The organism is Micromonospora ureilytica (assembly GCF_015751765.1).
Taxonomy (GTDB): domain Bacteria; phylum Actinomycetota; class Actinomycetes; order Mycobacteriales; family Micromonosporaceae; genus Micromonospora; species Micromonospora ureilytica.
In genome coordinates this window covers 6,833,089-6,844,867 of the sequence record NZ_JADOTX010000001.1, presented here as the reverse complement: position 1 = coordinate 6,844,867, position 11,779 = coordinate 6,833,089, and the positions used below count along the sequence as shown (strand labels likewise).

The 11,779-nt window shown below is 69.9% G+C and carries 12 protein-coding genes and 1 pseudogene; 11 read left to right on the top strand and 2 right to left on the bottom strand.

Annotated elements, in window-relative coordinates:
- Nucleotides 1-38: 38 nt before the first annotated feature.
- Nucleotides 39-731: an SDR family NAD(P)-dependent oxidoreductase gene (locus IW248_RS31465; RefSeq protein WP_196929793.1), complete on the top strand. Its 693-nt coding sequence runs from the start codon at nt 39-41 to the stop codon at nt 729-731.
- Here the strand turns inward: IW248_RS31465 and IW248_RS31460 are convergent.
- Nucleotides 716-1,384, bottom strand: a complete 669-nt coding sequence (locus tag IW248_RS31460) for a dTMP kinase (protein WP_196929792.1) — start codon at nt 1,382-1,384, stop codon at nt 716-718. The genes IW248_RS31465 and IW248_RS31460 overlap by 16 nt on opposite strands.
- A 179-nt stretch (nt 1,385-1,563) precedes the next feature.
- Between IW248_RS31460 and IW248_RS31455 the strand changes: the two are divergent.
- The 5 genes and pseudogenes from IW248_RS31455 to IW248_RS31435 form a co-directional block, all read left to right on the top strand.
- Nucleotides 1,564-2,151, top strand: a pseudogene (locus IW248_RS31455) (nucleotidyltransferase family protein); the annotation flags it as partial.
- Nucleotides 2,148-2,423 (top strand): BON domain-containing protein, encoded by a 276-nt coding sequence (locus IW248_RS31450; RefSeq protein WP_124823215.1) that lies wholly within the window; start codon nt 2,148-2,150, stop codon nt 2,421-2,423. The pseudogene IW248_RS31455 and the gene IW248_RS31450, both read left to right, overlap by 4 nt.
- Before the next feature lie 10 nt (nt 2,424-2,433).
- Nucleotides 2,434-3,210: a metallophosphoesterase family protein gene (locus IW248_RS31445; RefSeq protein ID WP_091405690.1), complete on the top strand. Its 777-nt coding sequence runs from the start codon at nt 2,434-2,436 to the stop codon at nt 3,208-3,210.
- Nucleotides 3,201-3,344 carry a GPGG-motif small membrane protein gene (locus IW248_RS31440; protein WP_007464364.1) on the top strand — a complete coding sequence of 48 codons (144 nt, stop codon included), beginning with the start codon at nt 3,201-3,203 and terminating at the stop codon, nt 3,342-3,344. Before IW248_RS31445 ends, IW248_RS31440 begins: the two co-directional genes overlap by 10 nt.
- Before the next feature lie 168 nt (nt 3,345-3,512).
- A complete protein-coding gene (locus IW248_RS31435; protein WP_196929790.1) occupies nt 3,513-4,007 on the top strand; it encodes a TspO/MBR family protein in 495 nt (164 codons plus the stop codon).
- A 52-nt stretch (nt 4,008-4,059) separates the two neighbouring features.
- Here the strand turns inward: IW248_RS31435 and IW248_RS31430 are convergent, their stop codons facing one another.
- Nucleotides 4,060-4,833 carry a M23 family metallopeptidase gene (locus IW248_RS31430; RefSeq protein ID WP_196929789.1) on the bottom strand — a complete coding sequence of 258 codons (774 nt, stop codon included), beginning with the start codon at nt 4,831-4,833 and terminating at the stop codon, nt 4,060-4,062.
- A 250-nt stretch (nt 4,834-5,083) separates the two neighbouring features.
- Between IW248_RS31430 and IW248_RS31425 the strand changes: the two genes are divergently transcribed.
- From IW248_RS31425 to IW248_RS31405, 5 genes are all read left to right on the top strand, one after another.
- A complete protein-coding gene (locus tag IW248_RS31425; RefSeq protein WP_196929788.1) occupies nt 5,084-6,430 on the top strand; it encodes an ABC transporter substrate-binding protein in 1,347 nt (448 codons plus the stop codon).
- Nucleotides 6,431-6,500: 70 nt separating this feature from the next.
- Nucleotides 6,501-7,547: a carbohydrate ABC transporter permease gene (locus IW248_RS31420; protein ID WP_196929787.1), complete on the top strand. Its 1,047-nt coding sequence runs from the start codon at nt 6,501-6,503 to the stop codon at nt 7,545-7,547.
- 1 nt (nt 7,548) lies between these two features.
- Nucleotides 7,549-8,517: a carbohydrate ABC transporter permease gene (locus tag IW248_RS31415; protein WP_196929786.1), complete on the top strand. Its 969-nt coding sequence runs from the start codon at nt 7,549-7,551 to the stop codon at nt 8,515-8,517.
- Nucleotides 8,518-8,587: 70 nt separating this feature from the next.
- Nucleotides 8,588-9,634: a LacI family DNA-binding transcriptional regulator gene (locus tag IW248_RS31410; protein ID WP_124823209.1), complete on the top strand. Its 1,047-nt coding sequence runs from the start codon at nt 8,588-8,590 to the stop codon at nt 9,632-9,634.
- A gap of 30 nt (nt 9,635-9,664) precedes the next feature.
- Nucleotides 9,665-11,338 (top strand): glycoside hydrolase family 13 protein, encoded by a 1,674-nt coding sequence (locus tag IW248_RS31405; protein ID WP_196930443.1) that lies wholly within the window; start codon nt 9,665-9,667, stop codon nt 11,336-11,338.
- Nucleotides 11,339-11,779 lie beyond the last annotated feature (441 nt).

Below are 11,779 nucleotides of genomic sequence, written 5' to 3'. Positions count from 1 at the left end.
TCGACGGAGGGTGGGGTGGGGGGCGCTAGCGTGGGGGCATGGTTGTGCGCAGCGTTGTGGTTACCGGGGGGTTCGGCGGGCTGGGCGGGGCTGTGGTCACCGCGTTCGTCGAGGCGGGCTGGCGGGTGGTCGTACCGGAGCGGAAAGCCCGGCCCGGGTCGGAGCCGGCGGCGGCCGGACTGGTCCGGGTCGTCGCGGACCTGGGTGACCCGGCGGGCGCGGCGCAGGCGGTCGAGGCCGCCGCCGGCGAACCGGCGGCGCCGCTGCGCGCGGTGGTCAACCTCGTCGGGGGGTACGCCAGCGGCGGGTTGGTGCACGAGACGCCGGTCGAGGAGTTTGAGCGGATGCTCACCGTCAACCTGCGGCCGACCTACCTGGTCACGCAGACCGCGCTGCCGCACCTGGTGGCGTCCGGCGGCGGCGCGGTGGTCTGCGTCTCGGCTCGCGCGGCGGTCGCCCCGTTCCGGGGCGCGGCCGGCTACTCGACGGCCAAGGCGGCGGTGCTGGCCTTCGCCAACGCGGTCGCGGTGGAGTACCGGTCGCAGAACGTGCGCTGCAACACGGTGCTGCCCAGTGTCATCGACACCCCGGCGAACCGGGCGGCCCAGCCGGACGCCGACCATTCCCGCTGGGTGACCCCGGACGAGATCGCGCCGGTGATCCGGTTCCTCGCGTCGGCCGAGTCCGCCCCGACCAGTGGCGCCACCGTTCCGGTCTACGGGCGGGCCTGAGCCACCACCGGGCCGACGTCATCCCCGGCCGGCGCGGCGGGCGGCAGCCAGGTCTCCAGGTGCGCCTGAATCTGCTCGGTCACCTCCTCGGCCGGGCGGCCAGCGTCCACCAGCACGAAGCTGGGGTATTCGGGCAGTGCCCGGTAGGCGGTGTCGGCGGCGGTCAGCCACCCCATCGTCTCGTGGTCGGTGCCGCGTTCCTCGATGCGCCGGTACGCCTCCGCCGGGTCGACGGCGAGCAGGAAGGTCACCTGCGGCGTCGGGAACAGCCGGTACCCGGCCCGGGCGAGCCGCTCCCAGCGCTGTCCGCCGTGCGCCCGGATGCTCGCGTACTGGCAGGCCGAGTAGCGGTCCATCACCGCCGTCCGGCCGGTGAGCAGACAACTGAGCAGGGCGACGGCGATGGCGAGCCAGCGCAGCACCGACTCCACGGCCAGCACGCCGTCACGCCCGACGAGCCGTTGCGCGTCCGGCCGGCCGAGGCGGTGGGCGAGCCGGCCGAGCCAGCGCCGGCCACTGGCGTTGCGGCGGTAGGTGGCGGGGCGTCCGGCGGCGTTCAGCGCGTCGGCCAACCGGTGTGCCTGAGTGGTCTTGCCCGAACCGTCGATGCCGATCAGGGCGACGGTGCGCAATCGGGCCTTGCGTCGTCGCATCCCCGATGATCTGGCCACTCTCCACAGGTTATCCGACCCACGCACCTGCTCCGCGAGGTTTGTGGTGCTTTATCACTGTTGACGCCCGACCGCGACAGCAGCAGGTGTGGCCGACCGGAATGCCGGGTACCGGAGTTTGAAACCCAACCGCCGGTCCACCAACACGACGACGGAGGAACCAGATGGCTGAGCGCGGGGACGAGAGTCTTGTGCACACCCTCAAGAAGGTCGCCGCCGTGCTCAAGCAGTCCGAGATTCCGTTCGCCCTGGGCGGCAGCTTCGCCGTCTACGCCCACGGGGGCCACTCCAGCGACCACGACGTCGACTTCCTGATCCGGGAGGCCGACGTCGAACAGGCGCTGGAGGCTCTGGTGACCGCCGGCTTCGTGGCCGAGCGTCCACCCGAGGACTGGTTGGTGAAGGTCTTCGACGACGGCCGGATGGTGGACCTGATCCACCGGCCGATCGAGACACCGGTGACCGAGGAGACGTTCGCCGACACGGTCGTCCGGCCGGTGGACGCGATCCACATGCCGGTGCTGTCCGCCACCCAGCTGATGGTGCACAAACTGCTCAGCTTCTCCCAGCACTACTGCGACTTCGCCCGCGGCCTGCCGCTGGCCCGCTCGCTGCGCGAGCAGATCGACTGGGAACGGGTACGCAAGGAGACGCAGCACTCGCCGTACGCCGAGGCGTTCCTGGTGCTGCTGGACCGGCTGGAGGTGGTGCCGGACGCCGGCACCCAGCCAGGAGAGGGGACATCGTGACCCACCATCGCGACATCGGCGCCGGGCCACCGGACGAGTACGTCGAAGCGGAGATCCAACGGCTGCTCGTCGAGGACCCCGCCGTCGCCGAACAGGGGATCACCGTGATTCGACGGGAACGCGCCCTCGTGCTCTACGGCGAGGTGGAGAGCCCGCACCGGCGGGAGGAGATCCTGCGTCGGGTGTCCGAGCGCTTCCCGGACGTGCCGATCACCAGCGACATCGGGGTGATCCGCGCCCAGGCACCCACGGAGATCGAGCAACTGCCCTGAGGGAGGTTCCATGGTGATCCGGATCGCCGCTGTGGGCGACGTGCATCTGGACGAGGACGTGGTCGGCCGGTTCCGACCGGCGTTGGAGGAGCTGCCGGAGTGCGCCGACGTGCTGCTGCTGGCCGGGGACCTGACCCGGCACGGCACCGAGGCCGAGGCGCGCTGTGTGGCAGAGGAGTTCGGCGGGTTGGCCGTACCTGTGGTGACTGTGCTCGGCAACCACGACCACCAGTGTGACCAGGTGCCACAGGTGGTCAAGGTGCTGGAGGACGCGGGCATCACAGTGCTGGAGGGCAATGGCGTGGTGCTGGACTGCGCGGGTGGCCGGCTCGGCATCGCCGGCGTCAAGGGCTTCGGCGGCGGGTTCGCCGGGCGGTGCGCGAGTGACTTCGGCGAGCCCGAGATGAAGGCCTTCGTGCGCACCACCACCGACAGCGCCGACCGTCTCGGTGCGGCGCTGCGCTCACTCGACTGCGACATGCTTGTCGCGCTCACCCACTACTCGCCGGTGCCGGACACCCTGGCCGGCGAACCGCTGGAGATCTACCCGTTCCTCGGGTCGTACCAGCTGGGGCAGGCGATCGACTCGGCGCCCACGGCGCTGGCCGTGCACGGGCATGCGCACGCCGGCACCGAGCGCGGCACGACCCCCGGCGGGGTACGCGTCCGCAACGTCGCGCACCCCGTGATCAAGCAGGCGTACAGCGTCTTTCACGTTGGCGATCAACTCGACACCGACCAGGTTTCCCCGATCGGCCAGTCGGGTAGTCAGAGGTCATGGAGCTGATTCTCTGGATTCTCGCAGTCGTACTCGTGGTCGCCGGCATCCTCGCGCTGTTCCGCCGGCAGATCCTGTGGGGCATCGTCCTCATCGTTGTCGGGCTGTTGGTCGGCCCGGGTGGTGTCAGCATCTTCAATTAGCGTTCGTCAGCCGTAATACCGGGACCCGCCGGGGTCGCCGCGACCGGAGCTTCGTCCTCCCGACAGAGGCACCGGCCGCGGCGATCCCGGCGTTTTTTGTGCGCCTGGTCGGCCCTTGACCCTCCCGCGAGGCGGTTTGAGCCGACGCCGGGAGGAAATATCTCGACCATGGAGATATCTCGGGACACGCCGGCGACCTCCGGGCGGCGAGCGTGGTGGGCCCTCGCCGGCTTCGCGGCGGCGGTCTTCGTCGCCGCCGCCATCGGCGGGCTGGGCGTGCAGGGCACCACCGACGAGTACGCGAGCCTGCGGCAGCCCGGCTGGGCGCCGCCCTCCTGGCTGTTCGGCCCGGTCTGGTCGCTGCTCTACGCGCTGATCGCGGTGGCCGGCTGGCTCGTGTGGCGGCGGGTCGGCTTCTCCCCCGCCCTCTGGGCGTGGACCGCCCAACTGGTTCTCAACGCGATCTGGACCCCGTTGTTCTTCGGCGCGGGGCAGTACGGGCTGGCGTTCGCCGAGATCGTGCTGATGTGGCTGGCGATCGGCCTGACCGTGGTGCTGTTCGCCCGGGTGTCCCGGGTGGCGGCGGCGCTGCTGCTGCCGTACTGGGCCTGGGTCACCTTCGCCGCCGCGTTGAACCTGTCGATCTGGCAGTTGAACAACTGACCTGTCGGTCCCCGGCGGCGGCGACCGCCGGGGACCGTGGGAGTTCGCCGGGTCAGCAGCGGGGCACGCCGGGGATGTATCCGTCGGAGCCGGTGTAGACGTACGCGTCGGCGATGTAGCGGCCGGAGCCGATCCGGTCCCAGATCGAGCTGGTGCCGTACGTGCCGGTGACCGTGGTGCCACTGGTCTGGCAGGCGATGGTCACCCGGGTGCCGTCGGCGACGGTGCCCACCGAGGCGTACCCGGTGCCGGGGCCGGAGCGGACGGTCAGGGGCGTGCCACTGGTGTCGACAGTGCCGTTGCCGCCGCCCGAGGAGCACCCGTTGTCACTGGTGTAGGTCTTGGTGCCCCAGTACAGCCCCAGGGCGCCGTTGAAGCGGACCTGGATGTCGGCGCCGTTGAGGCGCTGCTCGTAGTGCAGGTGTGGGCCGGTCGAGCCCCCGGTGCTGCCGACCCAGCCGAGCACCTTGCCGTACCCGACCGTCTGCCCTACCGAGACGTTGAAGCCGTTGAGGTGTGCGTAGTAGGTGCTGTATCCGCCACCGTGGTTGATCCGGACGTACTTGCCGTAGCTGGTGCCGCCGAGGTCGGTCACCCGGTCGACAGTGCCGGGGGCGCTGGCGACCACCGGGTCGCCGACGTCGTCGGTGCGGTTGAAGTCGACGGCGTAGGCCGGGCTGTGGGCCGACCGGGTCTGCCCGGACCAGGACTGGCCGCACGGGAACGGCACCTTGAAGGTGGGCGCGGCCAACGCCGGGGTCGCCGGCACCAGTGCTCCCCCGACGAGGAGGCCCGTCACCAGCAGGCTGATCCACCGCTTTCGCATACAGCTCCTCCTATGTAGAAAACCTTCGATCCGGTGCGCCCATCCTGACAGATATCGTCAATCTTCGAAAGAGTCCCCAGCGTGTCCCGGGAACGCGCCCACCAGGCAGCCCGCAGGTTTCCGGATTGTTACTCGCTCGTGTCTGACAGGGGGTGGACCGCGCCGGATGCAAGCGCTTACATGTGTGCACGCCCAATCGGACCGGCGACGGGTCACCAGCACGACCGCGCCGGCTAGGAAGGAGGACGGCATGGCGGTCTTTACCAGACCACGCCAGGCCTTCGTGATCGCCGGTGTAATCGGGCTGGCGCTCAGCGCCACCGCCTGCGGTACCGGCGACGACAAGAAGAGCAGCAAAGCGGGCTCCGCGGAGTGCGCCGCATACGACAAGTACGAGGGCCACGACGGCAAGAAGGTCTCCATCTACGCGTCCATCCGTGACGCCGAGGCCGACCTGCTGGAGCGGTCGTGGTCGCAGTTCACCGAGTGCACCGGCATCGAGATCGACTACGAGGGCAGCGGCGAGTTCGAGGCGCAGCTCCCCGTCCGGGTCGACGGCGGCAACGCCCCCGACATCGCCTTTGTGCCCCAGCCGGGCCTCGTGAAGCGTTTCGCGGACGCCGGCAAGCTGAAGTCCCTCGGCGCCGACACCAAGGCCCTCGCCGAGCAGAACATGCCGGCCGACTGGCTGAAGTACGGCACCGTGAACGGGACGCTCTACGGAGTGCCGCTCGGCGCCAACGTGAAGTCCTTCGTCTGGTACTCGCCGAAGACGTTCAAGGAGAAGGGCTGGGAGGTTCCGACCACCTGGGACCAGCTCATCGCCCTGAGCGACAAGATCGCCGCCAGCGGCATGAAGCCGTGGTGCGTGGGCGTCGAGTCCGGTGACGCCACCGGTTGGCCGGCCACCGACTGGATCGAGGACGTGATCCTGCGTACGCAGGGCCCCGAGGTCTACGACCAGTGGACCACCCACGGCATCCCGTTCAACGACCCGAAGATCGTCGACGCGGTCGACCGCGCCGGCAGCATCCTCAAGAACGAGAAGTACGTCAACGGCGGCTTCGGCGGCGTCAAGAGCATCACCACCACCGCCTTCCAGGAGGCGGGCCTGCCGGTGACCACCGGCAAGTGCGCGATGCACCGACAGGCGTCGTTCTACGCCAACCAGTTCCCCGAGGGCACCAAGGTGGCCCAGGACGGCGACGCGTTCGCCTTCTACTTCCCGACCATCGACCCGGCCAAGGGCAAGCCGGTGCTGGGCGCCGGCGAGTTCGTCGTCGGCTACGCCGACCGCCCCGAGGTGCAGGCGGTGCAGACCTACCTCGTCTCGGCCGAGTACGTGAACAGCCGCGCGAAGCTCGGCAACTGGGTCACGGCGAACAACAAGCTGGACATCGCCAACGTCGCCAGCCCCATCGACAAGCTCTCCGTCCAGATCCTGCAGGACAAGACGGGTACCTTCCGCTTCGACGGATCCGACCTGATGCCGGCCGCCGTCGGCTCGGGAACGTTCTGGAAGGGCATGATCGAATGGCTGAACGGCAAGGCGACCGCCCCGGTGCTCCAGGGCATCGAGAGCAGCTGGCCTAAGTGATCCCGGCGGTGGCCCGGTCCGCGTTCGCGGGCCGGGCCACCGGCCGAGGTGGACCCGGAAGGGAGGGTTGATGGAGTTCGACTTCGCCGATCAGCAGCCGAAGTTCCTCATGCTGATGTACGGGCTGGTCGCCTTCGTGTTGGTGGTGGGCGGTCTGCTACTGCTGCTCGACGTGGTGCCGGCCTGGTTCGCCCGGCGGCGGGAGGCGCAGCTCGTCGCCGCCTCGGTGAGTGGTGCTCCACTGCCCCGCCGACCCAGGCAGCGGGAGGGGATATTCGCGCTCTTCTTCCTGCTGCCGACGCTGCTGCTGCTCACCATCGGACTGGTCGTGCCGGCCATCCGCACCGTGTTGCTCTCCCTGATGAACGGGGACAGCACCGAGTGGGTGGGGCTGCGCAACTACGGCTTCTTGTTCTCTGATGACGCGATGGTCCGCGTCCTGATCAACACCCTGGTCTGGGTGCTCGTGGTCCCGCTGGTGGCGACCGGGTTCGGCCTGATCTACGCCGTACTGGTGGACAAGGCCCGGTTCGAGGCCGTGGCCAAGTCGCTGATCTTCCTGCCGATGGCCATCTCCTTCGTCGGCGCCAGCATCATCTGGAAGTTCGTCTACGCCTACCGGGGCGACGGCGACCAGATCGGTCTGCTCAACCAGATCGTCGTCAGCATGGGCGGTGAGCCCAAGCAGTGGCTGCTGGAATCACCCCTGAACACGCTGCTGCTGATCGTCATCATGATCTGGATCCAGGCCGGTTTCGCCATGGTGGTGCTCTCCGCCGCGATCAAGGCGATCCCCGGCGACATCGTCGAGGCCGCCCGGCTCGACGGTGTCAGCCCGTGGCAGATGTTCTGGCGGATCACCATGCCGAGCATCCGACCGGCGCTGATCGTCGTGATGGTGACCCTCACGATCGCCACGCTCAAGGTCTTCGACATCGTCCGGACCTCGACGAACGGCAACTACGACACCAGCGTGATCGCCAACGAGATGTACAACCAGGCGTTCCGGTACGGCCAGAGCGGGCAGGGTTCCGCGCTCGCGGTCTTCCTCTTCATCCTGGTCATCCCGGTCGTGATCTACCAGATCCGCAACCTCCGTCAACAGCGGGAGGGCTGAGATGACGACCGCAACGCCCACCGTCGCCGCCGGCACCCAGAACACCGACGGCACCCCCACCACCACGGCTGGACGGGTCCGCAAGCGGTTGAACAGCCGCACCGCGACGCTCGTCTCGATCGTCATCGCGGTGGTCTGGACCATCCCGACCTTCGGCCTGTTCGTCTCCTCCCTCCGACCGGAGGACGAGATCAAGACCACCGGCTGGTGGACGGCCTTCACCAACCCGCAGTTCACGTTCGAGAACTACCAGCAGGTCCTGTTCGGACGGTCGTCGTCCTCCGGGCAGCTCGCCGGTTCCTTCGTCAACTCGCTGGCGATCACCATCCCGTCGGTCCTCTTCCCGCTCGCCTTCGCCTGCCTCGCCGCGTACGCGCTCGCGTGGATCAACTTCCGCGGCCGGGACTGGGTCTACATCGCGATCTTCGCGTTGCAGATCGTGCCGCTGCAGATGGCCCTGGTGCCGCTGTTGAAGTTCTTCTCCACCGGCGTCACCCTCGGCGGCGTCACAGTGATGCCGGCCTGGGACCTGGTCGACGAGCAGAAGTTCGCCCAGGTGTGGTTCGCGCACACCTGCTTCGCGCTTCCGTTCGCCGTCTTCCTGCTGCACAACTTCATCTCGCAGCTGCCGGGAGACCTGATGGAGGCGGCCCGGGTCGACGGGGCCTCCCACCCGAAGATCTTCCGCACCATCGTGCTGCCGCTGATCACCCCGGCGTTGGCGGCGTTCGGCATCTTCCAGTTCCTCTGGGTCTGGAACGACCTGCTGGTCGCGCTGATCTTCGCCGGCGGCGGCGACGAGACCGCCCCACTCACCGTCCGGCTCGCCGAGATGGCCGGCACCCGGGGCAACGAGTGGCAGCGCCTGACCGCCGGCGCGTTCGTCAGCATCGTCATACCGCTCATCGTGTTCCTGTCCCTACAGCGCTTCTTCGTGCGAGGTCTGCTCGCCGGCAGCGTCAAGGGCTGACCCTCCGCGCCCGTCGCCGCCTGGCCCCTGAGGCGGCGGCGGGCGCTCCGGGCACCGAGCGGGGGAAACCGTGACGAGGATCGATGATGTGGCCCGGTTGGCCGGAGTGTCCACGGCCACCGTCTCGCGGGCGCTACGCGGACTACCGACGGTCTCGGCCGCCACCCGGCATCGGGTACTCGCCGCCGCCGAGCAGCTCGACTACGAGGTTTCGCCGAGCGCGTCCCGGCTCGCCGGCGGCCGGACCGGTACGGTCGCGGTCGTGGTCCCCCGGATCACCCGCTGGTTCTTCAGCACCGTCGTCGAGGCCGTCGAGGAGTACCTCCACCAGTCCGGCTACGACCTGCTGCTCTACAACCTGGGCGGCCGGGAACAGGTCCGCCAGCGGGTCCTGCGCACGGCCAACCTGCACAAGCGGGTGGACGCCATGATGCTGGTCGCCACGCCCCTGCGTCCGGCCGACATGACCGCGCTCGCCACGCTCGAACTGCCCGGAGTCACCATCAGCTCGGGCAGCAGGGTGCCCAACTGGCCGTGCGTACGGATCGACGACGTGGCGGCCGCGCGGGCCGCGACCAAGCATCTGATCGACCTCGGTCATCACCGGATCGCCCACATCTCCGGCGACCCGGACGACGAGTTGGCCTTCACCACCCACCTCGACCGACGCCGGGGCTACCAGGCGGCGCTGCGGTCCGCCGGTGTGCGGCCCGACCCGACCCTGGACATCGAGTCCACCTTCACCATCGACGGCGGCAACCGGGCCACCGCCGAACTGCTGGCCCGCGGCGAGCCGCCGACCGCGATCGTCGCCGCCTGCGACGAGATGGCAATGGGCGCGATGACCGCCCTGCGCGACGTCGGGCTGCGGGTGCCACAGGACGTCAGCGTGGTCGGCATCGACGACCACGACCTGGCCGGTGTGCTCGGGCTCAGCACCGTCGCCCAGCCCGCCGCCGAGCAGGGCCGGCTGGCCGCCCAGATGCTGCTCGACCCGCTCGGGGCCCGACCGGCGGGGCCCATCGTCAGTCAACGGGGCGCCGGTTGCGACACTCCGGTGGTCCTGCCCACCCGATTGGTGGTCCGGGACTCGACCGCACCGCCCCGGGCACACTGAAATCCACACACCGCAACACGGGAGACGACCCTGAACACCGACCCGACGCAGCAGACCTCCTCCGGTCACCCGGCCACCGGCTGGTGGACCGAGGCCACCATCTACCAGATCTACCCCCGCTCGTTCGCCGACTCGGACGGGGACGGAATCGGTGACCTGCCCGGCATCACCGCCCGTCTCGACCACCTGGTCGAGCTGGGTGTGGACGCGGTGTGGCTCTCTCCCTTCTACCCCTCGCCGCAGGCCGACGCCGGCTACGACGTGGCCGACTACCGCGACATCGACCCGCTGTTCGGCACCCTCGCCGACGCGGACAAGCTGATCGCCGAGGCCCGGTCCCGCAGCCTGCGGGTGATCGTCGACCTGGTCCCGAACCACACCTCCTCGGCGCATCGCTGGTTCCAGGCCGCGCTGCCGGCCGCGCCCGGCAGCCCGGAACGCTCGCGGTACATCTTCCGCGACGGCCGTGGTCCCGCCGGCGACCAGCCGCCGAACGACTGGCAGAGCGTCTTCGGTGGTCCAGCCTGGACCCGGACGGTCGACGCCGACGGGCAGCCCGGTCAGTGGTATCTGCACCTGTTCGACACCGGGCAGCCGGACCTGAACTGGGACAACCAGGAGGTGCACGCCGAGTTCCTGGACGTGCTGCGGTTCTGGCTGGACCGCGGGGTGGACGGTTTCCGGGTCGACGTGGCACATGGCCTCATCAAGCAGGCCGACCTGGCCGACTGGCAGGAGCCGCAAGAGATCCTCTCCGACAACGAGATCGACAAGCCCCGCCCGCCGATGTGGGACCAGGACGGCGTGCACGAGATCTACCGGCAGTGGCGGCAGGTTCTGGACAGCTACCCGGGCGAGCGGGTGCTGGTCGCCGAGGCATGGGTGGAGCCGGCCGAGCGACTGGCCCGCTACGTCCGCCCGGACGAGATGCACCAGGCGTTCAACTTCGAGTACCTGCTCGCCGCGTGGACCGCACCGGCCCAGTACGCGGTGATCACCCGCTCGTTGGAGGCGACCGACTCGGTGGGCGCGCCGACCACCTGGGTGCTGTCCAACCACGACGTGGTGCGGCACGCCTCCCGGCTCGGCCTGCCGGTCGGCACCGTACGCCCCAACGGCATCGGCATCGGCGACCCGCAGCCGGACGCCGCACTCGGTCTGCGCCGGGCCCGCGCGGCCACCCTGCTGATGCTCGCGCTGCCCGGCTCGGCGTACCTCTACCAGGGTGAGGAGCTGGGGCTGCCCGAGCACACCACCCTGCCCGACGAGGCCCGACAGGACCCGACCTGGGCGCGCAGCGGGCACACCCAGCGCGGCCGGGACGGCTGCCGGGTGCCGATCCCGTGGGAGGCCGACGCCCCGTCGTACGGCTTCGGGCCGACCGACGCGAGCTGGCTGCCGCAACCCGCGCTCTGGGCGGAGTACGCGCTGGACCGCCAGCGCGACGTGCCCGGCTCGACGTACGAGCTGTACCGCACGGCGCTGCAGTTGCGCCGTGCCCACGGGCTGGGTCGCGGCACCCTGGAGTGGTTGTCCTCCGGCGACGAGGTGCTGAGCTTCCGCAACGGTGAGCTGACCGTGCTGACGAACTTCGGCGCCGCCCCGGTGCCGGTGCCGGCCGGCGCCGAGGTGCGGGCCGCCAGTGCGCCCCTGAACGACGACGGAACGGTCCCGCCCGACGTGACCGTCTGGCTGCACGGCTGACCCAGCGCCGACCGGTCCGTTCCGCGGTACTCGCGGGCGGGCCGGTCGGTGTGGACCGGCTCGCTATGGAGCTGATGTCGTAAACGATTCATGCCCACCCGCGCCCCGCCCGCGCCCCGCCCGCCCGCCGCGCGCCCCGCGCCCCGCGCCCCGCGCCCCGCGCCCCGCGCCCTCGAGATCGCACTACTTCCAGGATGCAGTGGCCTCGGCCCGCCGGAAGGCAACTAGAACCAGGAAGCAGCGCGATCTTGAATGGCGCGGGACGTGCGGGACCCCTGGGGCCCGCGGAACCGCACGTCGAGCGTGCCGCCCACGCCGCCGCCGCACCGATCTTGCAGTTTCGGATGTCGGTATGGGCTCTATATCGCTTTTGTCGGGACAGTAAGCGCAAGATCGCGGGGCGAGGGGTGGTCCGGCCCATCGATCATGGAGTTATGGTGC

What these genes read in the sequence shown, in the direction of transcription:
- IW248_RS31465 (WP_196929793.1), top strand. Translation starts at nt 39, where the DNA reads ATGGTTGTGCGCAGCGTTGTGGTTACCGGGGGGTTCGGCGGGCTGGGC.
- IW248_RS31460 (WP_196929792.1), bottom strand. Translation starts at nt 1,384, where the DNA reads ATGCGACGACGCAAGGCCCGATTGCGCACCGTCGCCCTGATCGGCATC.
- IW248_RS31445 (WP_091405690.1), top strand. Translation starts at nt 2,434, where the DNA reads ATGGTGATCCGGATCGCCGCTGTGGGCGACGTGCATCTGGACGAGGAC.
- IW248_RS31440 (WP_007464364.1), top strand. Translation starts at nt 3,201, where the DNA reads ATGGAGCTGATTCTCTGGATTCTCGCAGTCGTACTCGTGGTCGCCGGC.
- IW248_RS31435 (WP_196929790.1), top strand. Translation starts at nt 3,513, where the DNA reads ATGGAGATATCTCGGGACACGCCGGCGACCTCCGGGCGGCGAGCGTGG.
- IW248_RS31430 (WP_196929789.1), bottom strand. Translation starts at nt 4,833, where the DNA reads ATGCGAAAGCGGTGGATCAGCCTGCTGGTGACGGGCCTCCTCGTCGGG.
- IW248_RS31425 (WP_196929788.1), top strand. Translation starts at nt 5,084, where the DNA reads ATGGCGGTCTTTACCAGACCACGCCAGGCCTTCGTGATCGCCGGTGTA.
- IW248_RS31420 (WP_196929787.1), top strand. Translation starts at nt 6,501, where the DNA reads ATGGAGTTCGACTTCGCCGATCAGCAGCCGAAGTTCCTCATGCTGATG.
- IW248_RS31415 (WP_196929786.1), top strand. Translation starts at nt 7,549, where the DNA reads ATGACGACCGCAACGCCCACCGTCGCCGCCGGCACCCAGAACACCGAC.